This window comes from Cohaesibacter gelatinilyticus, assembly GCF_900215605.1.
GTDB classification, from domain to species: Bacteria; Pseudomonadota; Alphaproteobacteria; order Rhizobiales; family Cohaesibacteraceae; genus Cohaesibacter; species Cohaesibacter gelatinilyticus.
The window spans coordinates 218,339-244,950 of record NZ_OBEL01000001.1; the positions used below are offsets into that span (position 1 = coordinate 218,339).

The following is a 26,612-nucleotide window of genomic DNA, read 5'->3' on the forward strand; positions in this document are numbered from 1 at the left end:
CTTTTTTGCTATTTATGCTTTGGCTTGTTGGCGTTAGCAATACGGCGCGCTTCTGCCTCGTAATGATAGACAAGGGCGGCAAATAGGGTTTCGTCAATCGCACAAGACAGGCCCGCTCGTATCATGGCTGCACAAACAGGAATCCTCTCTTTCAGGCTGGATAGTGAAAAACCTGACCGCGCTCCAAGTGCGTAAGCTGAATGAAAGGACATAACACGGGTACGAAAACCCGTTTGCAAGATTATCCGACAATTGTCGTCAGGATAAGAGGGCAACGTAACCTCTTTGATCGCTTGTTGGTGAGAAACCTGGGAAAACAGGGCCTCGAATTTCAAATCCCGTTCCGGGTCATAAGCTTCAAACATACAAATCCTCCAAACTGGCCAGACTGGCCGAATTCAGGAAGACTGGCGACGAGTGGGAGATAGTCCGCTTGACTTGCAAAGAAACCAACTTTGCCGCATCCCGATTATCGGTGCCACCTTGCCGCGGTTGGCAGGTTGGCGAGGGCGCCAGCCCTTCTCTTGATGAAGTCCTCACACTATGGCGATTTTACGAAGAAATCAAGACTTTAGTCTTGCATACCCAACAGATTTAAGGCTCGATTTGGGAATCGATGATGGTCTCCGCAAGCATGGTGATCTATATGAAGGAATTTTCGGGTATCATCATAAAAGAGGCCGCCGTTACCGACGACCTCTCAAGACGGTAATTTTGTGGGGACCGCCTCTTCGAAAGCCAACACAGATGTTGCTTTTGTCCAGCACTCACTATTTGGGGGACGAATGTGGTCACTAGCAACGTTCGACTTTCTATAAATAGTATAGGTCAGGACAGGTGCTTTTGCCATATGAAATGTGTTTGCATCACTATGTATAGACTGTCTTCTGCAGTCCGAATTACGCAATGATACCTTATTCAGTTAGGGAATTGACTATTTTGTAGAAAAAAATTCTAAAAAATGACATAAAAAGGAGTTTTAGCTTCGTCCTTTGTCGGAATGTGAGAAAGGATGGTTGCTTTTCGCTTCTTGCGGGAATGCCTGAAATTGGCATGAATGAAAGCATAAAAGCGTGAAGTCGACTATAGTACTGTGAAAAAGTGACCCTCCAAATGAGGGGCGAACCTCATTTGGGTTGATATTCTCCGCATTGCAGATTCGTTCTTTCTTTTCGGTAATATTGACCCAAATAGACTGGGCTATGCTGCATTTTGGAGACAGTGCGTCATTCTAAACCAGTTCTCGTGATGTTGAATAAGGCTTTTCTTCCTCATAATAGGCATCGAAGCCAACTACCTGTTTGAGATCATCAAACTCCAGCAACAGGTCTGCGGGATGGCCCCCGTTCTTAAGTGTTGTCAAAGCGGACTGCATCGCCTTGGCTGCAGCGGATAGCAACGTAAGGGGGTAAGCGGCTAGATTATAACCTGCTTCATAAAGAGTTTTGGCATCTAGTATTGGCGTTGCGCCACCTTCTACCATATTGGCCATATGTTTGTGGGGTACAGCTTGGGCAATTTCTTTCAATTCTGCCAGACTGTGTGGCGCTTCCACGAACAGGATATCAGCACCAGCTTCCTTGAAAGCTGCCGCCCGCTCCAAAGCTTCATCGAGACCATGCTGATGACGGGCATCAGTGCGGGCCATGATCAGAATGTCGGCTCCTTCGTCCCTTGCATCCACCGCAGCCTGAATACGGGAAATTGCCTCGTTGCGCTCGACGACCAGCTTCCCTTTCGTATGTCCGCAGCGTTTGGGGGCCAATTGGTCTTCGATCATGATTCCAGCAAAGCCAGCTTGGGCATAGCCTTTGACAGTTCGTTTCACATTCAGAGCATTCCCATATCCAGTATCTCCGTCGCCGATAAGTGGCAATTGAGGGGCGGCAGCGCAGATATTGCGCCCGCTATCGATCATTTCTCCATAGGAAATCAGACCCGTATCGGGTTGCCCAATCCGCGAAGCGGAAACACCAAATCCGGTCATGAATCCGATATCAAAACCAGTTTGCTGGATCATGCGTGCGGACAGGGCATCAAAAGCACAGGGCATGATGTGACAGCGTGGTTCATCCAGCAGCTTGCGCAATTGGGCAGAAGGGCCAGAAATGCTGGTCGATGAAGAAGGGGAGGATTTGGTCATGATGGGACTTTCGCGCAAAGCGGGCAAGAAAATTCCGCTCGACCCTAAAAGCTCGATACAATGAGTGCAAGCAAAAGTCAGACTGTCCCCACAGGCGCCAGTTTCTCACTCGACTTGCACTTGTGCCTACTCTGCTTTATGTGGAGCGCAACCGGTGCAGTTCTGATGTCGAAGCAACTGTAAAGGCGCGAATGATAAGGATTGGGAAGCAGATGTCGGATCAAGGCAAAATGATTGATGAGCAAGAACTTCGCGGTCGCCCGATAACCCGATTCACGCGATCCGGGAAACCATTGGAACCATCTATCACACATGAGATGGTTGATCGTCTGGTTGAGGCATTCTACACCAAAGTTCGCAAGCATGAGCGATTGGCAAGGCTTTTTGCAAAAGACATGAGCAAGGAGTGGCCGGAACATCTTGATCAAATGAAAGGTTTCTGGCGTTCTGTTGTCATGCAAACCGCAGAGTACCAAGGACGTCCCGTGCCTGCTCATATGAAAATGACAGATCTCGAGCCCGGAGATTTTGCGACCTGGCTGGAACTTTTCCGAGAAACGGCGCATGAAGTTTGTACGTCAGGAGCTGCTGCTTTATTCATCAACCGGGCGGAAACAATTGCCAAAAGTCTGCAAATGGCAATTTTTCTGAAAGGGGTCATTGCTCCCCCCAATGCATTCGAAAATGGTGTTATGAAACAGGATATAATCGATGAAGCCCGGCAAGAGCAGGCGCGCTGAGTCAGCTTTCGGAATTGGGCTTGTTTGTAGTTTCCGGTTTGGCGGGCTGGCCATCGCATTGGAAGCAAGCAGGCAATATCAGATCCTCAGAATTTTGTGATTTGGTCAAAATATCGTCCAGACTATAATCATTCAACAGGTCCAGAAATCCACGGACGGCACGATGCATGATAAAGGTCAGTTCGCATCCGCCAAACATGGCACAATGACTTTCATCACGATAAAGACATTCGACGAGCCCAAAATCAGCTTCCATGACCTCTGCGACATCGCCAAGTCGAATATCCTTTGGTTCCTTGCCAAGGACCATACCACCACCACGCCCTCTGGTGGTTTCCAGAAAGCCATGAGCTGACAATTTGGCGATCAACTTCATTAAATGGGCCCGAGATAAACCAAGAGCCTGAGATGCCATTTCAATGGTCAGACTACGTTTGCGGTTCATGGCAGCAAGCATCAAGATGCGATAAGCAAAATCGGTTCCTCGGGCAAGTCTCATACCGGTATCCTTTTCATACTCTCTTGCTCATAATGGACCGACCCGGTTCTCTCCTTGAGCATGGTCAAACTGCACAATGACGGGTTAGCAAGGGAGCTGGCATAGCAAGTCGGATCTGAGCAATTATTTGTGTGTGAGCGGATCAATCCGGGCTTGCTCTTGGCCCTGATAATCTGGCACATCAGATAAGAATATCATTTTTACGAGAAGGCATCAGGAATGGAAGAGCAACTGGAAGAACGCATTGTCGATCTGGAAATTCAGGTTACCCACCAGTCCGGCACGATTGATGAATTATCGGAAATGGTGGCAAAGCAATGGGATATGATAGATCGCCTTGGTCGTCAGGTTGGTATTTTGAAAGAAGCATTGGCCGAATTGGAAGACGGTATGGAAGCGCCATCCGCCAATAAGAAGCCTCCTCACTACTAATTCAATCTGACAGTCGAAACTGAAAGAACAATGATCAGAGTGCTTTGGGGCCAAACAGCCGCAAGAATTGTCGACAGGCTCGTTCAGATCGAGCTTGTGCCTCGCGCCGCTTCAGCACTTCGACCACGCCGATAACCCGTCTGATTTGTATGTCGCCAATCAGAAGATTGAAATATGTTTCAGCAGCATCATCGACATCAGCGGCGGCGCCGAGCTCAAGTTCACCGGCCTCGCTGGCCCGCTGAAGATAATGGATGAGTAGGGGGCGGACTGAAGAACGACCAAATTCGGCGATGGTCTTCCCCAGTTTCCCAGTTTCAGAAGCATCAGCCGCAGCAGCCCGGTTCAACAAAATTGCCCGTTTGCTGGTGATAAGTTGCAGCAATACCACACCGAGTTTGGTCAAGGTCTCTTCTACTGGTTTATGGGTCTGAACCGTCTTTTCAAGTAATTCCGTTGCTTCGCTGGCATTCGCTTTCACTAGTGAGGAAAACAACTCCTCCTTGGAACCATACCAGCGATAAAGTGTTTGGTTGGAAGCGTTGGCCTTCTTGGCGATAGACAGCATGGAGGTACTACGATAGCCCTTTTCAGCCAGAACCTGAAAAGCGGCCTCCATAATCTCCTGTTGCCGTTGCTCACGTGTCTTCGCCTGCACGTCCCACTCCCGGGAAACTGGTCATCATTATAAAAGGAACCCGCTTGATAGTTAGCGGCAGAAAAAAGCCGAGACAACTCATTTATCGGGGCATCCCATCAGACTACAATCTAAATTGGTGTATATCAGTGTACGGATTTGGTGGTGTAAATTCAAGTGAAAGCAACCAAGAGTATTAAAACAGGGTAAAGATCGACCATGGCCAAATTCGACAAGGCCGGCAATACCAAATGAAAGGACGACGAATTTTCACCCATTGCTCCACGGTGCTTGGCGATTTGTGAACCGATGTCAGAAAGGTTGTTGACTGATGTGCAGCTGGAATGATGGCGAAGCTTTTGGGGAATGGTAATGCACAGAGGAGTGAAAATATATGAGAAGATCGAAAGCTACTCAGTTCTGTTTTTCTCAAAATTGCTTGGTGATAAAGTGGTTTAAAGTGTTTGCGGTTCCCTTGTAACTCGCCTCGGCCATATGGTTTCAGCGAGATAGATATGGTCAGGTCAGCGCAGATGTGCGGTTCCTTCGGAAATATTCCAAAGTTCCCGCCATGTATGGTCTATATTGCCAGGTTTTTTGAAATAAAGTGTATATATATGTACTGTTGTGATATCGACAAATCAGCAAGGCTGGATGAGTCAGGCATCAATTCTTGCGGTCAAACCCAACTTTTATGCAGATAAAGGATCCTGATATGATATCGTGTTCTAACCTTTTGACAAATAAATATATTCTTGTTCTATTGATCATGCTCGGATTGATGGCAGGGTTTTTCTATTCCTATAGTGTGTCGGTCATGCCGGGACTTAATCATGCGCAACCTCAGGTGGCAATTGCGGCCATGCAAAGTCTCAATATCACAATCCGCAATCCGACGTTTTTCCTCACCATTCCTGTGGGCTTGGTTGGGGCGTTGTTATTATGGCGAAATCATCAGAAACGAGCGTCTATCTGGCTTGCTCTGGCTAGCCTGATCTATCTGTTTGGAGCTGTCATTCCGACAGGTATGATCAATGTTCCCATGAATGACGCATTGGGAATACAGAGCGTTCCGACTGATTTTGCTGCGACCTCGGATCTTTGGTGGTCTTACGCACCCACCTGGACATTTTGGAACACATTTCGCACCATGACCACGATGCTGGCCCTTTTGATTTGCGCATGTGCCATAAGTCAGCTCCAAGCTTCGCCCGAGCGAGTGTCTTGAACCAAAGGACAAGGAAAAGGGGGGCAATCTTATGGAAGCTTACCGAGCCCTATTGGATCGGGATATTTCCGATGAGCTGATCCTGATTGCATCCGATCTTGGTAGAGATAAAGACAAGACACTTTTGCAGCGAGCAGACGCCCATCGCCCTGGGCATGCCTTTGTGACCTCTGATCCCGAGTATAAAACGATCCAGGATGAGGTGGAGGCTACGCTTGCCCGGATTGGCGGTTGGAGTGTTGGCGATTGAGGCCAACATCTCGCTTGGTTCAGACAGGCTCGGGTATCAGATCGGCGGATGTTGCCGCACCTTCAAAACTCCGCTGTTCAATCAGGCCGCTGAAAAATGTATGAATCATGCCGCAATCTGAAAAGGCTCCAAAAATTCCTTGATCTTTAGAGGGAGCGAATGCCAATGGAACAGCTTGAACAAACACTCCAATAAGAAGCATTGGGAGATAGGTTACCACTTCTGCTCGCTCCAGAATGATCCCACCCTTGAAGTCATGAGGCATGCCTTGTGATTCCAATGTCAGTCTGGCTTGCTTAAAAGGTTCATAATCCTGCCCAATCTCCAGAAATGGACTGAGTGGATGAAGACTGATCAAGAGTATTTGCGTCCAATTGAGCTGGTTCATGATATCAAACAGGCCTCGGCTCAAGGCTGCGATTTTCTCATCCTTGCTTTCTTCTTCGGCAGTGATTTTGCGTTCGATCATCCTTGAGGGCAGAATATGATCGGGAAATGCCTGGTCGAGCATCGCTAGATATTCTTCCTCCATTTTTGCATTGAGACGATCACATTCTTCCTGATCAACTACCAAACTTTTTCCATCGTCATCAACGATCATCTCGTCCGGGCGAAAAGTGCTAAAGCTGGGGTGATAGCGATTTTCCTGCCATTTTCTGCAAAATCGACCAAAATATCCATTGCGCTCCAATAGGTCAGCGCGTGGCAAAAATTCCATTTGTCCCTCCCAAATACAACCCTGAGTTAGCTACTCATGGAAATGTAAGGGATACGTTAAGTTTGACAGGTTTGCTGCCGCTTTTGGGCGGCTAGCTACGATAGGAAGCTATTCTCACGGTGATAATGAAGTAAGATAGTTCGCCAACTTGTCAAAGACGAGGCGGATTTTTCTGCTGGTATGCAATTCCCGATGAGTAGTTAGCCAAATCGGAATGCGAAGCGGCTCAATCGGTAGAGACAGGCGTTCGACCTCTGGATAGGAAAGCGCGACTTGATCGGACATCATGCTAATGCCAATCCCTTCGCAAACCATCTTCCAAGCGACAATTCCACTCTTGGAGGTGACATGAAATTGCTCCTTGCTGATGGGTAAGCCCATAGCCAGCAAATATTGAACCATCCTGTCCCTGTCGCCAAATCCTACAAAATGATGCTGGCTTAAATCTTCAATTCTCTGAGGGCGACCATGCACTGTCAGATAGTTATGAGACGCATAGAAACTACCAGTAATTTCGCCCACAAGACGGGCAATCAGATCTGGTTCCTCAGGTCGAACATGGCGGATGGCAATATCAGCTTCACGTCTTAATAGATCACTGATCTCGTTGTCGGCAATCACTTCTATGTCGATGAGCGGAGCTTCGCTCCGCAATTGAAGAAGAAAGGCTGGCAGATTTTCATAGGCCATTGTATCGCTGGCTGTAACGCTGACAGTGCCAGAAATTGATTGCGATTGACCGGAGGCCACAAGGGAGAACTTGCGCGCTGCCTCGCCCATTTCACGTACATGATCCAGCAAATCTTTCCCGGACTGGGTAAGACGCAACGTCTTGCCAACCCGTTCGAACAATGTGACGCCAAGTTGCTCTTCCAGCGCCATGACCTGCCGGCTTAATGTGGGCTGCGTCAGACCCAAAGCGCGCGCAGCCGCAGACAATGAGCCTTCTTCTGCGGTCACGAGAAAGGCTCTGACCTGATTCCAATCAAAGGATATTTGCTGCCAGTTCATACATATTCGTATATCAAAAATGCAGATTTAGGCAATTTCTCTTTTGTTTTTGTATGAATAGGTTGTGTGAACAGCTTAAAGCGCGCTCTCGAAAAGCAGCAGTCTTTCAGGACAGGAGCGCGCATCCAAGTAAAGTCCAAATCACCACTTGCTATTGAATAATAGCGATGCCTGATTGAATGCCTGTACAGGAGATATCCAATGCGTGACGCAGCAACATTCTGGAATGGTGTGGCGGCCAAATATGCGCGCTCCCCAATCAGGGACATGCAGGCCTATGATTATACCATGGAGCGTACAGCGGCTTACTTGTCGCCAAATGATAGAGTGTTGGAGCTGGGGTGTGGAACAGGCACAACAGCGCTTAGATTGGCGGACAAGGTCGCTCATTATACTGGCAGTGATATTGCGCAAGAGATGATAGTGATTGCTAAGGAGAAGGCTTTCGATGCCAAGGCAGAGAATATTGAATTCATGGCCGGGGGTGTGACAGACATTGAAGCGGAACCGTTGGATGCCGTTCTCGCTTACAATCTCATACATTTGCTGGATAATGCTGCGGAGGCGATGGCCAAGGCTCACACGCTTCTAAAGCCCGGTGGATATTTCATTTCCAAGACGGTCTGCAGTCCATCCAAAAGCAGTTCACTGAAATTCCGACTGATGATAGCCGTGCTTCCATTGATGCAGCTGATTGGCAAAGCACCTTATGTCAATTTCATGGAAACCCCGGAACTGGAAGCATTGATTGAAGACGCCGGTTTCAAAATCATCGAGACCGGCAATTACCCTGCCGATCCGCCTTGCCGCTTTGTAGTGGCGCGAAAGATTTAGAAATTTCAAATGTTTGAGAATAAAGCCCTAAAACAGCCAGCTGAGAGCAACACTGAACAGCCCAAAAACTAGAAAAATCCCGCCGCAGAAAACTAAATAGGTGAGGAGTGCCGATTTCCATGTTCGACTTTGAAAAAGATAAACAGCCATACCCAAAGGACTGAAGATGACCGTCAAAAATTTGCTGGTATAACTTGGGCGAATTCTGAGAGCAGTAGCATCTGCTTGCTGCCATAGGAGAGTAAGAATAATGACGCCTATCATTTGGACTGCGTCATTCCATGTCAGGTTATAGGCATTCCAAAGACCAAAAAACTCGTCGATAATCGCTCCAAAACAAAGAAATATGAGGAGCGAAACATAGATGAAGTTTCGCCTGGCAAATTTGCTGGATGATAGATTGTCTGGAAACATGGAAAAGCCTCAACAAGCTAAAAAATATATCATTGAAATTTGAATGTGGGGCGCCTTGCGGAGATTGCAATCCCTGAGGGTCGCTTTAGATATCTGGCAGTTTCCATTATTTCATCTTCGAATGGGTCACAGGAGAGGCGGGGACGAGCAAAGGCAAAAAGCGCATGAGTATGAGGCAAAAGAAAAAGGCCGGATCGAATGATCCGGCCTTTTCCGTAAATCTAAGCGAGGTGCTTAGAGCTACGTGATTACATCATGCCGCCACACGTGCGCGGATGCGCACAAAGCTTAAGAATGCATGGGCATGGGGCAAATAAAAAAGCCGGATCGAATGATCCGGCTTTCTTGTAAGTCTTAGCTAGGTTAGCCAAGCGTCATGATTACATCATGCCGTCCCCGCATCGCCCGCAGGGGCTTTAGCCCCGAGGACGAGCAAAAGCAAAATGCGCATGGGCGTGAGGCAAAAGAAAAAGGCCGGATCAAATGATCCGGCCTTTTCCGTAAATCTAAGCGAGGTGCTTAGAGCTACGTGATTACATCATGCCGCCACACGTGCGCGGATGCGCACAAAGCTTAAGAATGCATGGGCATGGGGCAAATAAAAAAGCCGGATCGAACGATCCGGCTTTCTTGTAAGTCTTAGCTAGGTTAGCCAAGCGTCATGATTACATCATGCCGCCCATGCCACCCATGCCGCCCATGCCACCCATATCAGGCATTGCAGGTGCGCCACCGTCTTTAGCAGGTGCATCAGCAACCATAGCTTCGGTGGTAACCATCAGACCAGCAACGGAAGCTGCATCCTGCAGAGCAGTGCGAACAACTTTGGTTGGGTCGATGATGCCAGCTTCGATCATGTTTACGTAAGCTTCGGACTGAGCGTCGAAACCAAGGGTATCGTCGCCTTCCAGCACTTTGTTGACAACGATGGAACCTTCAACACCGGCATTTTCAGCGATCTGACGGATTGGAGCCTGCAGAGCACGCAGAACAATCTTGATGCCAGCAGCGATGTCAGCATTGTCGGAAGACAGAGCTTCAACAGCTTTGGAAGCGCGCAGCAGAGCAGTACCACCACCTGGAACGATACCAGCTTCAACAGCAGCGCGAGTAGCGTTCAGAGCATCGTCAACACGATCTTTACGCTCTTTCACTTCAATCTCGGTAGAACCACCAACGCGGATAACAGCAACGCCACCAGCCAGTTTAGCCAGACGCTCCTGCAATTTCTCACGATCATAGTCAGAAGAAGTTTCTTCGATCTGAGCCTTGATCTGAGCAACGCGAGCTTCGATGCCGTCTTTTTCGCCAGCGCCATCAACGATGGTGGTGTTCTCTTTGGAGATGTTTACTTTCTTGGCGGTACCCAGCATGTCGAGGGATACGGACTCAAGCTTGATGCCAACATCTTCGGAGATCACGGTGCCGCCGGTCAGGATAGCGATGTCTTCGAGCATGGCTTTACGACGATCACCAAAGCCTGGAGCTTTAACAGCAGCAATTTTCAGGCCGCCACGAAGCTTGTTGACTACGAGGGTAGCCAGTGCTTCACCTTCGATGTCTTCAGCAATGATCAGCAGAGGACGGGAAGACTGAACAACGCTTTCCAGGATAGGAAGCATTGGCTGCAGGTTGGTCAGTTTTTTCTCGTGCAGCAGGATGAATGGATCATCCAGATCAGCGATCATTTTCTCGGTGTTGGTTACGAAGTATGGAGACAGGTAACCACGGTCGAACTGCATGCCTTCAACGACTTCCAGCTCGGTTTCCAGAGACTTGGCTTCCTCAACGGTGATAACACCTTCATTGCCAACTTTCTGCATGGCTTCTGCAATCATGGAGCCGATTTCAGCTTCACCGTTTGCAGAAATGGTGCCTACTTGCGCAACTTCTTCAGAAGAATTGATTGGCTTGGAAGCAGCTTCAAGAGACTTATGAGCTTCAATAACAGCAAGATCGATGCCGCGCTTCAGATCCATTGGGTTCATGCCAGCTGCAACAGACTTGGAGCCTTCACGAACGATAGCCTGAGCCAGAACGGTAGCAGTGGTGGTGCCGTCGCCAGCAACGTCGTTGGTTTTGCTTGCCACTTCACGCACCATCTGTGCGCCCATGTTCTCGAACTTATCTTCCAGTTCGATTTCCTTGGCAACGGAAACACCATCTTTGGTGATGCGTGGAGCGCCGAAGGATTTTTCGATAACCACGTTGCGGCCTTTAGGGCCTAGGGTGGTTTTTACAGCGTTGGCCAGAACGTCTACGCCACGCAGCATTTTCTCACGCGCGTCAGCGCCGAACTTGACTTCTTTAGCAGCCATGATGTGCTCTTCCTGAAATCTAGATAACTTGTATATAAGGAGGGGATCCGGATCGGATCGGGTCAATCACGAGCAAAAGCTCAGCGGATTAGCCCATGATACCCATGATGTCGGACTCTTTCATGATCAGCAGATCTTCACCGTCGATTTTAACTTCGGTGCCGGACCATTTGCCGAACAGAACACGGTCGCCAGCTTTGACTTCCAGAGCAACCAGGTTGCCTGCTTCGTCACGGGCGCCGTTGCCTGCAGCAACTACTTCGCCTTCAGATGGCTTTTCTTTGGCGGTATCTGGAATGATGATACCACCAGCGGTTTTCTCTTCGGATTCCACGCGACGAACAACGACGCGGTCATGCAGAGGACGGAACTTCATTGTATGAACTTTCCTATGTCTGTTATGCAGAACACCCAAGCCCAATTAGCGGCACCTGAGCAAACTCTGCTCCTCAAAAACAAGTGTGTTAGCACTCTCCAATATTGAGTGCTAACGACGGATACTCATTTAGGCAGCTTGAGATGAGAAGTCAAGAAAGCGGAAAAGATTCTTTTTGTCGATAAGCTCTGATCTGCAAACCTGCTATTGGGGAATTCGATGTGGGGTGAGGGATGAAGAAATTGTCGATATCAATGGAAATATTGTATAAATCATAATGTCTATAATATAAGACATATTTTATTTATGTAAGATAGAAGAATTTATAATGACAATTACATGAATAATACAAGTATATTTGAAATTTATTCTTGAAATTATATTTTCATTAAATTTTGCAGTACCAGGGTGGCCGGTAGGTAAGCAACTAGTAACGGCGTAGGAATCATGGTCTCCAATGGTTTTGCAAGACTGTCAGTACGCCAGAGAATTGCAGCTCTGGTATGTCTGATGATTTTCGGTTTTTTGGGCATAATCACACTCAACTGGAAAACAACATCAACGATCCAGATGCTCAAGGCCAAGGAAAGTGAAGCGCTTCATCTGGCCGCAACTTTTGAGCAATTGCTGGCAAAGAGCCTTCAGGCAGCGCGCAGTACTGAAATCTTCTTGCTTGAGAGAGGGCAAGCACGGGCAGATGAAGTTGCGCAAATTTTCACCGATATACGAAAAATTCAGATGCCTGTTTCTTCCCGTTCAGATCTGAAAAAGGAATTAACGCGGTTGGCCTTGGCGTCAGAGCAGTTTCAGGAATTGGTCGATCTACAAAAAGGGGTTGGCTTCGGTCAGGATGACGGATTGCGGGGGTATTTGGGTGCTGCAATACGCCGAGCGGAAGAAAAGCTGGAATTCTTTATTAAGAAGGCAGGCATCGATGATAAATCCGGCAATGTACGTGCCCATTTGTTGCGTATGCGCCAGATCGAAAAAGATTATATGCTTTTTGGGGATCCAAAAGCAGTTCAGCAGTTTGAGGGAGCTTATAGAAAAACAGTCTCATCTCTGAAACCTGCTGGCTTCAAGATCGTTGCTCGTATGGAATTAAAAGGGTTTTTGAAGGTCTATCGCAAAGACTTTCTGGCCTGGATTGAAAGCGAAAAACTGCTTCAGCAAAAGATCAAAAGCCACAGAGAGCATATGTCCGAAACAATCCAGTTGCTGATAGGCCAAGCCGAACTGGCAATGCGTGATGCAGACATCCAAATGCAAGAAAGTGTAGCTATTCAGGAACAAGCTCAAACCAGTTTTTACATACTGGCCGCGGTCCTGCTGGTCACCTCGGCTCTGAGCTCTTGGTTGATTGCCCGATCCATCACAAAACCACTTAGTATATTGGCAGCTGCAATGGATGCGATACGTCGCAAGGATGCATGCGTTGAATTGCCAGCAATCCGGTCCAAGGACGAGCTGGGATTGCTGGCCAAAGCAGCAGAAAATTTCCACATCAGTGTAGTGGAAGCATCGCAATTGCAGCAATCGGCACAATTGGACAACGCCAAAGAGTTGCAACGGCAGGATGATTTGGCGCGAATGCTGGATACTTTCCGCCAGCAAACCGATGCAGCCATTGAGAGTGTGAATAGCGAGGCGGTCAAGGTCTCCAATGCTGCAGAGCGCTTGAATCAACTTTCCAGTCGTGCACAGGGAAGCACAGATCTTGCACGCCAATCCAGCCAGGTCTCGACGTCCCATATGGGCGAAATGTCAAACAATGCCTCTCAATTGGAGCAAGCAGCGGATGATATTCTGGAGCAGACCAATAGAGCGGGAGATGTCGTCACGCATGCTGGTCAGACCGCAGAAAAAGCCAACCAGTCCATGAATATATTGAACCAGTCTGCCGAGGAGATCGGAGATATCGTGGAGTTGATTGGCAAAATTGCCGCTCAGACCAATTTGCTTGCACTCAACGCAACCATTGAGGCGGCAAGAGCCGGAGAAATGGGCAAGGGTTTTGCGGTGGTTGCGGAAGAGGTCAAACAGCTCTCTGGTCAAACCGCCAAAGCAACGGAAACGATTGCTACTCAAATATCGAATATCCAGCAAGCGGCGCAGGCTACAGCGACCTCACTGCAAGCCATCACCCAAATGATAGGAGGCGTGGATGAGGCAACGAACGTCATCTCACATTCAGTGGATATTCAGAACTCCTCTGCTAGCGAGATGGCCAGCAAAATGCAGGCAGCTCTGAATGGCGCGCAAGATGTCGAGCACAATGTCGATGAAGCAGCCAAATCCATCACAGCGTCTCATGAGGAAGCCAAGGCTTTCCTGGCGGTTTCAGTTGTATTGGATAATGTGATTGTGGCCTTGTCCGGTTCCATGACATCCTTCCTCAATGCCGTGGAGCAAGATTTGGATGCGCGCAGAAAAGAAACCAGATTGGTTTAAGAGTAAGCCGATGGAACCTTATGAGCTCAAATGAAAATGGATGAGCACCTGATCAAGGCGCTCTTCCAGACTGCCTGTCAGTTCCAGATAGTCTAGCTGACTGCGTTGAAGGCAGGTTCTGAAAGCATCATAAAAATATGCGCGCAAATCCGGGGCATCGCGTTGATCATCTGCCATCCACGGCCAGTCGACCCCACATAAGAGATAAAGCCTGGGAGAGTGGGGTGGCTGTTTGAGACTTTTCAGATGGCGACCGGACCAGGTTTCCCAGGCTTTCCTCAAGTCCGGATCACCGTCTTTGTAATAGTGATCATTATAGACCAACGAAGAAATCAGATCGCAATCACAAATAAGAGGTTGGCCATTGTTATCGGCCAACTTTGCAGCATCACTTTCCCGCTGCCACTGTCCTTCAGCGATGGGAATGCAATCTTCCTGACCGATACTTCCGTGCAGTTCGAAATAGTCCCGAAGATATTCCGATATGACCATCGCGTCCAGTCTCTGTGCCAGGGTTGTGGCGAGGGTGGACTTTCCGGTGCTTTCCGGTCCGGTCAGGATCAGTCTGGGTAAAGAATTGGCAAGCATGTATCGTTGATTGGCTGGCAAGAAAGATGCGACCAGCCTAATCAAGTCATCATTGAGAAATCAAGTGCGCGGATTTTAACAGTCAGCCAAAGTCCGGTCATGCTCATGGGCCATGTCGGCGGAAATGCCGTGACGTACCAGCTCTTTGGTAAAATGCACCCGCAATGTGCTGTCTTTCCCGTGGTCTGGAAAGGCTCGATGGCTCTCGAAATATCCATGGCCATGATAGAAAGTCAGCAGCTTATCCATGATTTCTGGTGTATGTAATTTCAGGCGATACAGCTCGCGGCTCTCGGAAATCATTTCTGCTTCCTTGAGAAGCTGAGAACCAAGTCCCTGTCCTTGAAGTTCAGGCTGCACAGCCAACGTGTCGATATACAGAGCCTGATCTTCTTCGTGAAAAGCGATTGCGGCCTGAATCTTTCCATCCTCTTCAAGAATATAAAGATTCCGCTCACCAATTTTGTCCGCCAATTCGCTAAAGGCATCATTGGGAATGACATTGCCCAAGCGCTTGGCCATTGGGGCCAGTGCTGTAAAGAAAAGCTGTCGAATATCAGTGCATTGGTCTGGCTTGGCCAGACGAAAATTCTGTGCCATTGCGGCATTCCTTGTTCTAGCCGGGTTCTGTCTATGCCCGCCCGTATGGCAGGCAGACCCGCAATATGTTGAAAATACCAAGTTTCACCGGGCTTTATGCAATAGAATGCGTGACAGAATGATGACAGCCCAAAGACACAAAATCTGTGTAATCACAGGTTTTGTGTAAAGAGAAGAGACTGTAACTGTCTATTTGGGCAGAGTGATGGTGGCTTGCAAGCCGCCTTCTGCGCGATTGGCCAAGCTGACATCACCGCCATGGCTGCGCACAATGGTTCGGGTGATGGAAAGCCCAAGGCCAACGCCTCCTGTTTCAAGATTGCGGGAGGCTTCAACACGGAAGAAAGGAGCAAAAACCTGATCCATTTGTTCCTGGGGGATGCCATCACCATGATCCAGAACATCAATGACAAGGCTGTCTGAAGTTTCAGTCAACCTCAGTTCCGCCGAACCCGCGTAACGAATGGAATTCTCTATCAGGTTGCGCAATGCCCGTTTCAGGCTCATTGGGCGGCAGTCGTAAACAACAGTGCCATTTTCTTCAAAAGACACATCCTTGCCCATATCGGAAAAGTCCTCAGCCATGGACGCGAGCAGTGCACCGATATCAACTGATTTGGTTTCCTCGGTGGATGCGTCTTCTCTAGCAAAGGCCAGAACAGCCTCGGTCATGGCCTGCATCTCTTCCAATGTTGCGAGGATCTTGTCACGCATCTCATCATCATCAACAAACTCTGCTCGCAGACGTAAGGTCGTGATGGGCGTACGCAGATCATGACTGATGGCCGCCAGCATGCGCGTACGGTCCTGCACAAAGCGCATCAGGCGATCTTGCATGTTATTGAAAGCGGAAATGGTGCCAACCAGTTCTTTAGGTCCCTTTTCTTCCAAAGGTTCTAGAGCTTCACCTCGCCCCAACTTGCGGGCCGCATGTTCAAGAGAACGCAGAGGCGCCGTCAGTTTACGAACAGTCAGGAACACGGCAGCAAACATAAGAAGCATCAACAGCAGCATCGAGACAAGAAAAACAAAACCCCAGGTCTTGGGTGGCTTGGGAACCACAGTCTGTACATGTAACCATTCACCGTTATCCAGAGGTACGGCGACCGCCATATCCCAAGCGGAAAAATTCTTTCTGTGATGATTGTTGCGTGGCCATTTCCTGTCCGGTTTGGAGCCGAAGGAAGCGGATCTATCTCTCTGATCACGGGGAGGATGAGGGTTAAACTGGCTGTCCTGATCTCTATCATTTAGCCTCAAACTCTGACGCGCAGAACTGTCAAAGAATGGGTCATTATTGGGTTTGCTCTTGGAGCGCCCCCAACCATGAAAAAATTTACGATCGGTTACCCGAACACGTACACTTTGTTTTTCAAGTCCAGCGCGCCTTTGCAAGCTTTTCGCCAAAGCTGCTTCAGGTGTGCCTGAACGGGGTAATTTAAGTCTGGTTCTTTTGCGCAAGCTATAGCGAATTCCAGTGCCCTCGGCGGCTCGCAGGATATTGCGATGAAGACTGGCATCGGTTTCGTTGAGCAAAGTGATAACAGAGGCTGTCCGATCCAAAACCTGCTTGCGTACCACATTCTGAGCTACATCCAGCCGTTCTTTGGAAAAGAGAAAGATGGCAAAGATCTGTGCGATGACGACGGCCAGAAAGATAGCCAGCATCAGTTGACCCGTAATGGAACGGGGCCACAAACGTAGACGAAAGCCTCTTTCGCGCTTCGCATCAGACGCAGAATGTGATCTTTGCTCGGCCATCTTCTTAGTCCTCGGCATCCAGTCCTTTTAGCGCGTCTTCCACCTTTCCGGAGACTTTGGCGGCAAAAACATAGCCGCCACCACGTACGGTCTTGATGAATTTGGGTGCTTTGGGGTCTTCTTCTATTTTTTTACGAAGGCGTGAAACTTGATTGTCGATGGACCGATCAAACAATTGCGCAGTGCGCCCGGATGTCAGATCCAGCAGTTGGTCGCGCGACAGAACCAGAGACGGGCGCTGCAGAAATGTAACCAGCAGACGGAAATCAGCCGCACTCAGTGGAACCGTCACACCAGCCGGGCTTAACAGCTCGCGTCGCGCCACATAAAGGCGCCAGCCATCAAACTCCAGAATGTCCTCATCATGCTGGATCTGGTGAGCAGCAGGGACGCTCTGACTGCGGCGCAGGACAGATTTGATACGAGCCAGCAACTCACGTGGGTTGAATGGCTTGGTTACATAATCATCAGCTCCGATCTCCAATCCTACAATGCGATCTGTTTCTTCACCAAGAGCTGTAAGAAGGATCACGGGAATATTCTCGGTTTCTCTAACATGACGACAGAGCGTGAGGCCATCTTCCCCTGGCATCATCACATCCAGCACAATCAGATCAATGGCAGCGGTCTTGAGCACTTGTCGCATTTTGGTGCCGCCATCTGCCTCGCTCACCCGAAACCCGTTGCGGCTAAGATATTTCGACAAGAGGTCGCGAATTTCGTGGTGATCATCGACAACAAGAATGTGAGCAGAAGAGTCCATATCAAAATCCGGGTTAAGGGTCTCGGTCTCAGGGTGTGGTTATAGAATAGGAAGCGTAAAGACTTATTTCCATTCATCACCAGGTCCACAAGCTTAGAATAGCTAATTTTTCCAAATAAAAATCAGGAAATTGTATCGAACTGTATCATGACTCTGATCGGTTACAGAGCGCGACACTTATCTTGTTTTTGGGCAAACATCTGCGACAAAGCCTCACTAATTTCAACTTATCGACGGGGCGCAAACGGGCAAACCGAAGACTTCGGGACAAGCAAGGCGGACCTGACCCGCCAAGCTTGGTCCATTCCAATAATCCGGCCAAATGGCCCTGCATATATGACTTCAAAACGGCCGATGAGGAATTGGCCATCACGAGAGGATAATGAAATGAAATCTGTAACCAAAATCGCTCTGGCTCTGGCTTTGATCACTGGTGTTTCTGCAACTGCTCTGACAGCAAACAATGCTCTGGCTCGCGGCTTCGGCGGCGGCGATTGTGGCGGAAAGCAGGAGCAGGGATGGCATGGCAACAAAGGTGGCCATAAAGGGGGCTTTATGGGTAAACGCGGTGGTTCCCGCGGCCCAATGAAAATGCTGAAAGAGTTCGACACCAATAAGGACCAGGCATTGACCAAGGAAGAAATTACCGCTGGTATCGACAAGAAAATTGCCGACAATGACAAAAATGGCGACAAAGCCATCACATTGGAAGAATTCCAGGCCGAGTGGCAGAAACAGACCCAGGATCGCATGGTTCGTGCCTTCCAGCGCATGGATCGAGACGGATCCGGCACTGTGACTGCTGAAGAGTTGAAAGAACCTGCATTGTCTATGTTCGATCGTATGGATCGTAACGATGATGGCAAGCTTGATAAAAATGATCGCGGCCAGAAACGTGGTTGGTTTGGCAAGCGTGGACCAAATGGCCAGGGTGGCAATGCGCAAGCTGACTCTGGCAACAGCTAGGTTTGGTGATGCCATTACCCGGTCGACAACTCCATGGGCGTTGAGCCTATGGTTTGATAGGAATGAAGTTGGTGGATAAGAAAAAAGCGCAGTCATTATGGCTGCGCTTTTTTATGTATAACAGAAGAGGGAGTCTGATCAGCTTGGCTCTTTGGCGCGCAGGCGATAGCAGAATTCCCAAGTATTTGAGACATCATTCAATCGGCGAATGACCGGCATCTTTTCAAAGCCGATTTTTTCATAGAATTGATGCCCTTCAACAAAGCGGGTGTCAGTCCAGAGTTTGATTTCATGACCATCACGACTATCGACCAGATCGGTGGCTTGCTGGAACATGGACCAGGCCAGGCCTTGGCCACGGGTTTCCTTGGCGACATAGACCTTGAATAGCTCAAAGATGCCTTCGTCAGTGGTCTCGGAAATGGCGAGACTGCCGACCAATTTGTCGTCCTGTTCAACAACCCACATTTGCCCGCCCTTAGCAGCATAATAGCTGGCAGGATGATCCAACTCTGGGAATTCGGTTGGCTCGAAAATGCAATTGTCATAGTCGGCGAAAATTCCGGCGATCAATTTCGCCAGAAGCGGACCATCATCATCACGCGCGGAGCGAATGAAGCTGAAAGACATGGTAATTCCTCTCAGAAGAGCCGGGATGGTGCGCCTGGCTTATTGATAAATTGCCACTGCCAAGCCATCGCGACGGGCTTCGTCGACGATCTTGTCCATTACCGGATCGCCACTCGCTTTTTCAACAGAGAAACGCTGATTGATAGTGATGAAGCCATAACCGGATTCGGTCAGAACCTGAGTTGCTTGCGCTTCTGCCTCAGGTACCGAATTGGAATCCACGGCCACGATGAAATTCCGACGAATTTTCTCGGTTTGTGGCGGTTTTGGCATCTCGGTCAAACGGCCCTGAACACAAATAATCATAGATCCACTCGCACTTGCTTGCATCAGGCGAGCAATGTCAGCTGCATGAGCCCGATGTAGAAAATCATACTTTTCCTCTGTCTTAATAGGACGGAGGCAAGCTGTCGAGTGTGAATAGAGCAGTCTGGAAGAAAGAAGCTCGGTAACTTGCGTTAAACGGCTTCTTTTTGCGCCCAACTCATGCGTTTGCGATAGATGGTTGATGGGCTGATCTCGAGAGCAGCAGCGGCACGTGAGATATTTCCATCAAATGCCTGCAAGGCTCCTTCGATGATTTGTTTTTCCTGTTGCCAGAAAGGTAGAATGGCATCCGCCATGGCGTGTCCCATCTGGCGCAAGCCGCAAATGGCATCGTTCAGTTCCTGCTCGAAGCTCTCATCCTTGCGCAGCAATTCAGGAAAATGTTCGTCTTCGACAACGGTTCCGTCATACATGACAGCCAGACGGCGGATCGTATTTTGCAATTGTCTGACATTGCCCGGCCAGCGATAGGCCGTGAGCATCTGCTCGGCCTCTGTAGAAAAAAGACAGAATTGTTTATTTTCTTCTCTGGCATATTGCTTCAGGAAGGAATTGGCCAGTGGCATGATATCGCCACGTCGTTCCCGTAGGGGAGGGAGATGGATGGGTAGTACATGAAGACGATAGAATAGATCTTCGCGAAAACGTCCGACGCGCACTTCTTCCATCGGTTCTCGGTTGGTCGCAGCCACAAAGCGGACATCAAGCGGTATTTCTTGTGCACCACCAACGCGACGCAAAGCACCGGTCTGAATCAGGCGAAGCAACTTGGCCTGCAAATCCAATGGCATTTCGCCTACTTCATCCAGAAACAGGGTGCCGCCATCGGCAAGCTCGGCTGCCCCTTTGCGATCTTGGGTGGCTCCGGTAAATGCGCCTTGTATATGACCGAAAATCTCAGATTCCATCAAATCTGCTGGGATCGCTGAACAATTGATGGCGATGAAAGGACCATCGGCACGGTTGGAGCGAGCATGAAGAGCCTGAGCACATACTTCCTTGCCCGTGCCGCTTTCTCCTGTCACAAAGACAGGGGCCTTGGAAGAGGCAACGCGCAAGATCTGGTCATAGATACCCTGCATGGCAGGAGACTGACCAATGAAGCCCTCAAAATCCTTCAATGCATCCTGCTCATCGCTATTGTTGTCATCAGATTGAGTGACAGCGGGGGCAGAGGATGGAATGCTCTTCATATCCTGACTTGGGGCAGGGCGGTGTTGAGAGAGAAGCTCGCTCAGACGCTTGCCAAGTGCCTCGGCGCTCACAGGGCGAGCGATGAAATCATGGGCACCGGCTTGCATGGCGGCGACGGCCCGCGAAACACTACTATTCTCACTAAAGGCCAGCAAAATCATATTGGGGTGGCGCGAAGCCAAGCGAGACAGGTGCGAGAGTTCTTCTTCCATCTCGAAAGTAACCAAAGCACAGGCTGGCTCCATCAGAAAAGCCGAAGGCACCTCGCCATCATAGATTTGGAAATCGCATTCTCGATCCAGATGGACCGAGAGCTGATCGCTGATCAGTCGGCGAAAGGCAGGGTCAGAACTCACAACTGCGATGCGGACAGAAGAATGATCCGCTGGTCCCGATGTCATAATTTCGATGCCTTTCTTTTAGATCAAACCGATCAAAATTGTGTCTGGCCAGATCCGATGCTACGCTCTAACCTGAAAACAGTTTTGACCGGTTAGGGTAAACAAAATCTTTGCAACAGGCAGTTCTGGGCGAATCTTGAGGTTTTTTTCTCCCATTCTGCATTCTAATCCCCAAAAAAGCGGTTGGAATTGGTTAACGCTTTGATAAAACTAAGAGGCCTGCCTCATCTTCGACTGAAACGGTTGAGGGCAGAGCTGATGTAGGTGGGAGAAGAGAGCCATGGCTCATCCTTTGGATCATCTCATCCAAAAGCGTGTCGAAGAAGCAATTGAGCAAGGCGATTTTGATCGGCTTTCCTGTTCAGGCAAACCTCTTGCCGACCTGGACCAGCCATTCGAGGATTGTCTGGCTCGCGTTGCAAGGGAACAGGGTGGGAAACCCGCTTTTGTTTTACAGAACGGAAAAATGCAGGCACTTATCCAGCGAATGGGAGAGGTAACAGACCCATTGGTCAGAAAAGCCTTAGAACAACAGATCGCTGATTTGCGAACCTGGATGGCGCTGGAAAAAGAACACGAAAGATAACGCGCTCAATCCGATTTTGCTTGATAGACGACCATATTCAGCAAGCTCTCAGAGCTTGGCGGGGAAACCCAGCTCTTCGATGGTCTGGCGCACAATCTCAGGGTTCAGCACAGTCTCAACTGTGATCTTGCCAGCTTCCAAATCACCTTCAACCGTGGCAGAGCAATCCTTGCTTTCGATTGCTTCACGAATGGATTTCACGCAGCCGCCGCAGGCCATTTCCTGAACATTCAGTGTGATCATGATACATGTCTTTCATGTTATAGCGCGCTCCCTAAAAGTTGCAGCACTTTTCGGATAAGAACCCACTTTAAAACAAAGATGTGAAGCCACTCAGATGATGCCGCGATCATCCGAAAGGCTTTATGGATAAAGGATGAATGTCTGGTGGCATATGCTTGCGGCTTTTGCAAATATTTTTGCAATGAAGATTTCAGCTATTGAAGAGTGAACGTTGTTCAATATATTCAGTTTATGTGCCGTCGAGTGGTGACGACAATATTGCCAAAATCTATTGATGTTCATGTTAGGAGCCAAGATGATGAATGACCAATCTATTGCAGTTGCCTTTGGTGGTGGGGGAGCGCGTGGTCTATCGCACATCTGGATCATAGATGCACTGGACGAAATGGGCATCAAGCCGGTTGCTATCTCGGGCACATCCATCGGGGCCATCGCCGCTTGTCTTTATGCCTCAGGCATGTCGGGCAGGGAATTGCACGATTATGCGATCGCGCTTTTGGGCAATACCAATGAAGTGTTGGGGCGTTTTTGGAAAATGCGTCCAAAGACATTCTCCGACTGGTTTGAGAATGATACCAAGATAAGCGAGTTTGATGCAGAGAAAGTGATTCAGGCTTTTCTGCCCACTCAATTATGTAACGACTTCGCTGATCTCACCATTCCGACATCCCTCTCGGCGACCAACTATTTTACTGGAGCTGAAGTGGTGTTCGATGAGGGCAATTTGCCAAAAGCCTTGGCTGCCTCCATGGCAATTCCGGCCTTGTTCAAACCTGTTGAATATCAAGGCCAAACCTTGGTCGATGGGGCTTGCGTCAACCCTATGCCAATAGACCATGTACGTGATAAAGCCGATCTGGTTGTTGCTGTTGATGTGGTGGGATTGCCTTCAAGGCCAGAGAAAGGCCAGCTCAGCCAATGGGAAGTTGGCTTTGGGTCCACGCAGCTTTTGATGCAAACCATCCAGCGCGAGAAAATGCGTCATGATAAGGTGGATGTACTGATCCATCCTGAAATCGGATCTTTTCGTGTGTTGGATTTTTTGAAAGCTAAGGATATCCTGAAGGCATCCGAAGCAGCCAAGGATGAGTTGAAACGATCACTGGAAGCCAAACTTGGCTAAATTGGTCCCGTAAATTTGGGAGGTTTGGCTCTGTGGGGAAGGAAGATAAGATCTAGACTGAATAATCATACCCGCCGATTTTATCTCCAGCTAAAATTCCATGAGTTGACCAATGAGCCAAACACTTCCTTCCTTCCGCGACCTGCATCAGCCAGGCAATCCCTTCATTCTGGCCAATGCATGGGACAAAGGCTCCGCCCGTATGTTGGCAGCGATGGGGGCCAAAGCAATTGCCACCTCATCAGCAGCTCATGCTTTTACGCTTGGGCGCCCGGATATGGGATATGTTAGTCGAGAAGAAGCACTGGACCATGCGGTGGATTTGCTGCAGGCGACGCCACTGCCGGTGAGCGGTGATTTGGAAAATGGTTATGGTGCAATCCCGAATGACGTGGCCAAAACCATTGAACAAGCAGCCAAGCTTGGCTTGAATGGTGCTTGTATTGAAGATACGGATCTTCCATCCGATCAACCCTATGCCTTTGAGATGGCTGTCGAACGGGTAGAAGCGGCTGTTCAAGCAGCTCGCTCAGCGAAAAGCGACTTTGTTCTGACTGCTCGAGCAGATGGTGTGATGCTCGGTACTTATGATGTTGCCGAAGCAATCCGGCGCATCCAGGCCTTTGAGAGAGCTGGTGCTGATTGTCTCTATGTGCCTGTTCCTGGCAATTTGGAAGCACAGTCAGCGATTTGTAAAGCTGTATCTGCTCCTGTCAACGCGCTGGCTGCCGGTGGTTTTCTTGCTCATGATCTTCAAGAATTTGCCAATGTTGGCGTCGCACGTATTTCACTGGGATCTGCTTTGGCACGTGCCACACATCGGGTCATTCTGGATGCTGGAAAGGCCATGTTCGGAGAGGGAGATTTCTCTGCCATGTGCCATAGCACAGGCTCATCGGCAATCGATCCCATGATGGCAATGTTCGAGCAGCCTGAATAGGTAATCCTGTCAAAAGAAAAAGGGCCGATAATCGACCCTTTTCCATCCCACAAAGTCCTGACACAAGACTGGTCAGTCTTGAAATCTAAAAATCTAATTTCGAGCGATCATTTCACGCCCGGATACCAAAGGCATGGCTCCTGCCACTCCCACTTTGCGACGGGTCAGAAAACGTGGTCGGCGAGCTGCGAAATGGCTGTGATGTCGCCTTGCCTTCGACAAGGATTCGGTGAGACATTGTCCATGAACGCTGCCATCGGCAGGCACAAAGTTCTCAACACCCAATGGTTGATGCAACAGGACCAGTCCATATCGACGGGACCAGCTTTGCCAATCAACCGCTGCGTCTTCAAGATCGCCTCCTGCAAACAATGGTATGCAGAGATGTGGATCGTTATGCACCAATTCCAACACGCAAATAATAGGTGAACCGGGTTGGTTGCTAGTCAGATAGCGAGCCCCAATGCCCCTGTAATAGGACAGCGGGACGCGAACGATCAGCGGTAAGCCTGATGAGAGTCTGCATTCCACCAGAACCTGATTTTCCTTGATTTGCACGTGGCCAGGAACCTGATCACCAAAAAGGTCTGTTTCAGACTGCCCGGTTAGCTCAGCTGCTTTGGTTCGTAATTTGGAAGAATGAAATCGCTTGTTCAGGTCATGGGGGTCGACTCGCATCGACCCCTCATCCCTGTACGGAGTGGCTTCCGTGTATAGATTTTTGTTTTGACGCCTCACGTGCCTCTCCTTCGAGCCCCTTTTGGGTGCTTCTTTTTAATAAGAACACACTAGCGCGATGGCATGTGAAATTGCTTAAGTTTCTAGGTTAAAAAATCTTTATATTTTATAGGGTTATTCAAATCTTACTGGATCGGTATTCTTCATCATTGGTTTACTTTGAGCAAAAGTGAGGGGAAGAAAAATCTGATCCAAAGTCACAAGGGAACAGTCTGCTTTTTCCTTGCCCCGCTTGAAGCAACACCCTACATATGGAGCAAGGTTCAAAGGAACCATTCCTTCATCTCCAAGTCAGGATGCACAAATAATGTCCAGCCTTTTTGACCAGTCTCAGACCCTGGAGCGTGCTGAGATACTTGTGGAAGCGGCAACCAAAGCCGGTGCGGATGCTGCTGATGCCATTGCAGCGCGTAGCGCCTCTACTTCGGTCAGCTATCGAGAAGGCAAAATGGAGGAAAATGAGCATTCGGAGAATGATTCCATTGCTCTGCGAGTTTTTGTTGATGGCTGCAAGGCGTCTATCTCCACAAATGGAACAGGAGATAACGAAGAGCTGTCCAAGCTCGCGGAACGTGCGGTTGCCATGGCAAAGCTCTCCCCACCAGATCCCTATGCACGACTGGCGGCCTCGGAAGATCTCATGACATCTGGTGCTATTGATACTTTGCGGGAAAAGCTCGATCTGGTTGATGAATTCATGCCCGATCACGCTTTCCTGCGACAGCTGGCTCAGGAAACAGAAGAAGCCACGCTTGCTGTGGAAGGCGTCAGCAAATCTGGTGGAGCCAGCGCAGGCCATGGCATTGGTGGCATGGTGCTGGTGACGTCTCACGGCTTCACCGGTTCTTATTTGTCATCTCAGTTTTCCTTCTCAACCACTGCAATTGCAGGGGAGGGAACGTCCATGGAGCGAGATTATGACTATTCTGCCTGCATTCATCATAAAGACTTGAAAACAGCCACAGCGGTTGGCCTGAAGGCTGGCGAGCGCGCTGTTGCAAGGCTAAACCCCGCGAAGATCGAAACCGGAACCTATGATGTTCTGTTTGATCCAAGGATCGCGACTTCCCTTCTTGGGCATTTTGTGGGTGCCATCAATGGTGCATCCATCGCTCGGCAAACATCCTTTTTGAAAGACATGCTCGGTCAGCAGGTTTTTGCCAAAGGCGTGACCATTTCAGACGATCCTCTGCGCCCGCGTGGTATGGGCTCTCACCCGTTTGACGGGGAGGGCATTGGATCTCAAAAACTGAACTGGATTGAAGACGGACAACTAACCCAGTGGATTCTGGATAGCGCAACGGCGGCGGAACTGGATCTGAGGACCAATGGCCGGGCTGCTCGCTCCGGTGCCAATCCTCGCCCCGGCAGCACAAACCTGACCTTGGAAGCAGGTGAACAAAGTCCGAAAGATCTGATGGCCAATATCAAGGATGGTATATATCTGACAGATCTGATCGGGCAAGGCGTCAATGGTGTGACTGGTGATTATTCTCGTGGAGCCTCGGGTTTTCGTATCCGCAATGGCGAACTGGCGGAACCAATTTCGGAATTTACAATCGCAGGCAATCTGCATGACATGTTTGCCCGACTTGTTCCGGCAAGTGATTTGGTTCTGGAGAAGTCAACCAACGCTCCGACATGTCTGATCGAAGCCATGGCAGTAGCAGGTCGATAAGCACCGATAGATTTGAAGGAACC

Annotated in this window: 29 protein-coding genes and 1 riboswitch; of the genes, 11 read left to right on the top strand and 18 right to left on the bottom strand. The window is 49.2% G+C overall.

Translation table 11 applies throughout. From position 1 onward, the window contains the following. Positions 1 to 8: 8 nt before the first annotated feature. Together CRO57_RS00960 and CRO57_RS00965 are read right to left on the bottom strand one after the other, a co-directional pair. Positions 9 to 365, bottom strand: a complete 357-nt coding sequence (locus tag CRO57_RS00960; protein WP_097151541.1) for a hypothetical protein — start codon at positions 363 to 365, stop codon at positions 9 to 11. 59 nt (positions 366 to 424) lie between these two features. Continuing rightward, positions 425 to 536: riboswitch (SAM-I-IV-variant riboswitch) on the bottom strand. A gap of 695 nt (positions 537 to 1,231) precedes the next feature. Next, positions 1,232 to 2,143 (bottom strand): isocitrate lyase/PEP mutase family protein, encoded by a 912-nt coding sequence (locus CRO57_RS00965; protein WP_170955895.1) that lies wholly within the window; start codon positions 2,141 to 2,143, stop codon positions 1,232 to 1,234. Positions 2,144 to 2,355: 212 nt separating this feature from the next. On the opposite strand from CRO57_RS00965, the gene CRO57_RS00970 reads away from it, so the two are divergent. Beyond that, complete coding sequence (locus CRO57_RS00970) at positions 2,356 to 2,883, top strand: group III truncated hemoglobin (protein ID WP_097151542.1); 528 nt, start codon at positions 2,356 to 2,358, stop codon at positions 2,881 to 2,883. A 1-nt stretch (position 2,884) separates the two neighbouring features. Here the strand turns inward: CRO57_RS00970 and CRO57_RS00975 are convergent, their stop codons facing one another. Further along, complete coding sequence (locus tag CRO57_RS00975) at positions 2,885 to 3,382, bottom strand: RrF2 family transcriptional regulator (protein WP_097151543.1); 498 nt, start codon at positions 3,380 to 3,382, stop codon at positions 2,885 to 2,887. Between the two features lie 219 nt (positions 3,383 to 3,601). On the opposite strand from CRO57_RS00975, the gene CRO57_RS00980 reads away from it, so the two are divergent. Beyond that, a complete protein-coding gene (locus tag CRO57_RS00980; protein WP_097151544.1) occupies positions 3,602 to 3,814 on the top strand; it encodes a SlyX family protein in 213 nt (70 codons plus the stop codon). Positions 3,815 to 3,848: 34 nt separating this feature from the next. Here CRO57_RS00980 and CRO57_RS00985 read toward each other — a convergent pair whose 3' ends face one another. Beyond that, entirely contained in the window at positions 3,849 to 4,472 is a 624-nt protein-coding gene (locus tag CRO57_RS00985) for a TetR/AcrR family transcriptional regulator (RefSeq protein ID WP_097151545.1), read from the bottom strand. A gap of 694 nt (positions 4,473 to 5,166) precedes the next feature. On the opposite strand from CRO57_RS00985, the gene CRO57_RS00990 reads away from it, so the two are divergent. Beyond that, complete coding sequence (locus CRO57_RS00990) at positions 5,167 to 5,679, top strand: anthrone oxygenase family protein (protein WP_170955896.1); 513 nt, start codon at positions 5,167 to 5,169, stop codon at positions 5,677 to 5,679. 31 nt (positions 5,680 to 5,710) lie between these two features. Beyond that, positions 5,711 to 5,929: a hypothetical protein gene (locus CRO57_RS00995; RefSeq protein WP_097151547.1), complete on the top strand. Its 219-nt coding sequence runs from the start codon at positions 5,711 to 5,713 to the stop codon at positions 5,927 to 5,929. A 19-nt stretch (positions 5,930 to 5,948) separates the two neighbouring features. Here the strand turns inward: CRO57_RS00995 and CRO57_RS01000 are convergent, their stop codons facing one another. Together CRO57_RS01000 and CRO57_RS01005 are read right to left on the bottom strand one after the other, a co-directional pair. After that, positions 5,949 to 6,647, bottom strand: coding sequence for a hypothetical protein (locus CRO57_RS01000; RefSeq protein ID WP_097151548.1), 699 nt, complete (start codon positions 6,645 to 6,647; stop codon positions 5,949 to 5,951). 114 nt (positions 6,648 to 6,761) lie between these two features. Continuing rightward, positions 6,762 to 7,658: a LysR family transcriptional regulator gene (locus CRO57_RS01005; RefSeq protein WP_097151549.1), complete on the bottom strand. Its 897-nt coding sequence runs from the start codon at positions 7,656 to 7,658 to the stop codon at positions 6,762 to 6,764. Positions 7,659 to 7,859: 201 nt separating this feature from the next. Here CRO57_RS01005 and CRO57_RS01010 point away from each other — a divergent pair, with 201 nt between their 5' ends. Then, positions 7,860 to 8,492 carry a class I SAM-dependent methyltransferase gene (locus CRO57_RS01010; protein WP_097151550.1) on the top strand — a complete coding sequence of 211 codons (633 nt, stop codon included), beginning with the start codon at positions 7,860 to 7,862 and terminating at the stop codon, positions 8,490 to 8,492. 27 nt (positions 8,493 to 8,519) lie between these two features. Here CRO57_RS01010 and CRO57_RS01015 read toward each other — a convergent pair whose 3' ends face one another. From CRO57_RS01015 to groES, 3 genes are all read right to left on the bottom strand, one after another. Next, positions 8,520 to 8,906: a hypothetical protein gene (locus tag CRO57_RS01015; protein WP_097151551.1), complete on the bottom strand. Its 387-nt coding sequence runs from the start codon at positions 8,904 to 8,906 to the stop codon at positions 8,520 to 8,522. Between the two features lie 665 nt (positions 8,907 to 9,571). Beyond that, positions 9,572 to 11,224 (bottom strand): chaperonin GroEL, encoded by a 1,653-nt coding sequence (groL, locus tag CRO57_RS01020; protein WP_097151552.1) that lies wholly within the window; start codon positions 11,222 to 11,224, stop codon positions 9,572 to 9,574. A gap of 88 nt (positions 11,225 to 11,312) precedes the next feature. Then, a complete protein-coding gene (gene groES, locus CRO57_RS01025; protein WP_097151553.1) occupies positions 11,313 to 11,600 on the bottom strand; it encodes a co-chaperone GroES in 288 nt (95 codons plus the stop codon). 447 nt (positions 11,601 to 12,047) lie between these two features. Between groES and CRO57_RS01030 the strand changes: the two genes are divergently transcribed. After that, on the top strand, positions 12,048 to 14,051 hold the full coding sequence (locus CRO57_RS01030; protein ID WP_097151554.1) for a methyl-accepting chemotaxis protein: 2,004 nt from the start codon (positions 12,048 to 12,050) through the stop codon (positions 14,049 to 14,051). Positions 14,052 to 14,069: 18 nt separating this feature from the next. On the opposite strand, the gene CRO57_RS01035 is transcribed toward CRO57_RS01030, so the two are convergent. From CRO57_RS01035 to CRO57_RS01050, 4 genes are all read right to left on the bottom strand, one after another. Then, positions 14,070 to 14,639 carry an AAA family ATPase gene (locus CRO57_RS01035; protein ID WP_097151555.1) on the bottom strand — a complete coding sequence of 190 codons (570 nt, stop codon included), beginning with the start codon at positions 14,637 to 14,639 and terminating at the stop codon, positions 14,070 to 14,072. A 75-nt stretch (positions 14,640 to 14,714) separates the two neighbouring features. Continuing rightward, on the bottom strand, positions 14,715 to 15,239 hold the full coding sequence (locus tag CRO57_RS01040; RefSeq protein ID WP_097151556.1) for a GNAT family N-acetyltransferase: 525 nt from the start codon (positions 15,237 to 15,239) through the stop codon (positions 14,715 to 14,717). Between the two features lie 189 nt (positions 15,240 to 15,428). After that, on the bottom strand, positions 15,429 to 17,000 hold the full coding sequence (locus CRO57_RS01045; RefSeq protein WP_170955897.1) for an ATP-binding protein: 1,572 nt from the start codon (positions 16,998 to 17,000) through the stop codon (positions 15,429 to 15,431). 4 nt (positions 17,001 to 17,004) lie between these two features. Continuing rightward, a complete protein-coding gene (locus CRO57_RS01050; RefSeq protein WP_097151558.1) occupies positions 17,005 to 17,763 on the bottom strand; it encodes a response regulator in 759 nt (252 codons plus the stop codon). 387 nt (positions 17,764 to 18,150) lie between these two features. Here CRO57_RS01050 and CRO57_RS01055 point away from each other — a divergent pair, with 387 nt between their 5' ends. Further along, a complete protein-coding gene (locus tag CRO57_RS01055; RefSeq protein ID WP_170955898.1) occupies positions 18,151 to 18,729 on the top strand; it encodes an EF-hand domain-containing protein in 579 nt (192 codons plus the stop codon). A 138-nt stretch (positions 18,730 to 18,867) separates the two neighbouring features. Here CRO57_RS01055 and CRO57_RS01060 read toward each other — a convergent pair whose 3' ends face one another. The 3 genes from CRO57_RS01060 to CRO57_RS01070 form a co-directional block, all read right to left on the bottom strand. Then, positions 18,868 to 19,359, bottom strand: a complete 492-nt coding sequence (locus tag CRO57_RS01060) for a GNAT family N-acetyltransferase (RefSeq protein WP_097151560.1) — start codon at positions 19,357 to 19,359, stop codon at positions 18,868 to 18,870. Positions 19,360 to 19,398: 39 nt separating this feature from the next. Further along, positions 19,399 to 19,665: a hypothetical protein gene (locus tag CRO57_RS01065; protein ID WP_097151561.1), complete on the bottom strand. Its 267-nt coding sequence runs from the start codon at positions 19,663 to 19,665 to the stop codon at positions 19,399 to 19,401. A 152-nt stretch (positions 19,666 to 19,817) separates the two neighbouring features. Beyond that, on the bottom strand, positions 19,818 to 21,281 hold the full coding sequence (locus CRO57_RS01070; RefSeq protein ID WP_097151562.1) for a sigma 54-interacting transcriptional regulator: 1,464 nt from the start codon (positions 21,279 to 21,281) through the stop codon (positions 19,818 to 19,820). Positions 21,282 to 21,561: 280 nt separating this feature from the next. Between CRO57_RS01070 and CRO57_RS01075 the strand changes: the two genes are divergently transcribed. Then, positions 21,562 to 21,867 (top strand): DnaJ family domain-containing protein, encoded by a 306-nt coding sequence (locus CRO57_RS01075; protein ID WP_097151563.1) that lies wholly within the window; start codon positions 21,562 to 21,564, stop codon positions 21,865 to 21,867. A 48-nt stretch (positions 21,868 to 21,915) separates the two neighbouring features. On the opposite strand, the gene CRO57_RS01080 is transcribed toward CRO57_RS01075, so the two are convergent. Further along, a complete protein-coding gene (locus tag CRO57_RS01080) occupies positions 21,916 to 22,110 on the bottom strand; it encodes a heavy-metal-associated domain-containing protein (protein WP_097151564.1) in 195 nt (64 codons plus the stop codon). 295 nt (positions 22,111 to 22,405) lie between these two features. Here CRO57_RS01080 and CRO57_RS01085 point away from each other — a divergent pair, with 295 nt between their 5' ends. Together CRO57_RS01085 and CRO57_RS01090 are read left to right on the top strand one after the other, a co-directional pair. Further along, entirely contained in the window at positions 22,406 to 23,233 is an 828-nt protein-coding gene (locus CRO57_RS01085; protein ID WP_244579986.1) for a patatin-like phospholipase family protein, read from the top strand. A gap of 112 nt (positions 23,234 to 23,345) precedes the next feature. Beyond that, the gene (locus CRO57_RS01090) at positions 23,346 to 24,173 is read left to right on the top strand and encodes an isocitrate lyase/PEP mutase family protein (RefSeq protein ID WP_097151565.1); all 828 of its coding nucleotides are present in this window, start codon (positions 23,346 to 23,348) and stop codon (positions 24,171 to 24,173) included. 93 nt (positions 24,174 to 24,266) lie between these two features. On the opposite strand, the gene CRO57_RS01095 is transcribed toward CRO57_RS01090, so the two are convergent. After that, on the bottom strand, positions 24,267 to 24,851 hold the full coding sequence (locus tag CRO57_RS01095; protein ID WP_097151566.1) for a DUF6101 family protein: 585 nt from the start codon (positions 24,849 to 24,851) through the stop codon (positions 24,267 to 24,269). A 367-nt stretch (positions 24,852 to 25,218) separates the two neighbouring features. Here CRO57_RS01095 and CRO57_RS01100 point away from each other — a divergent pair, with 367 nt between their 5' ends. Next, entirely contained in the window at positions 25,219 to 26,589 is a 1,371-nt protein-coding gene (locus CRO57_RS01100) for a TldD/PmbA family protein (protein WP_097151567.1), read from the top strand. Positions 26,590 to 26,612 lie beyond the last annotated feature (23 nt).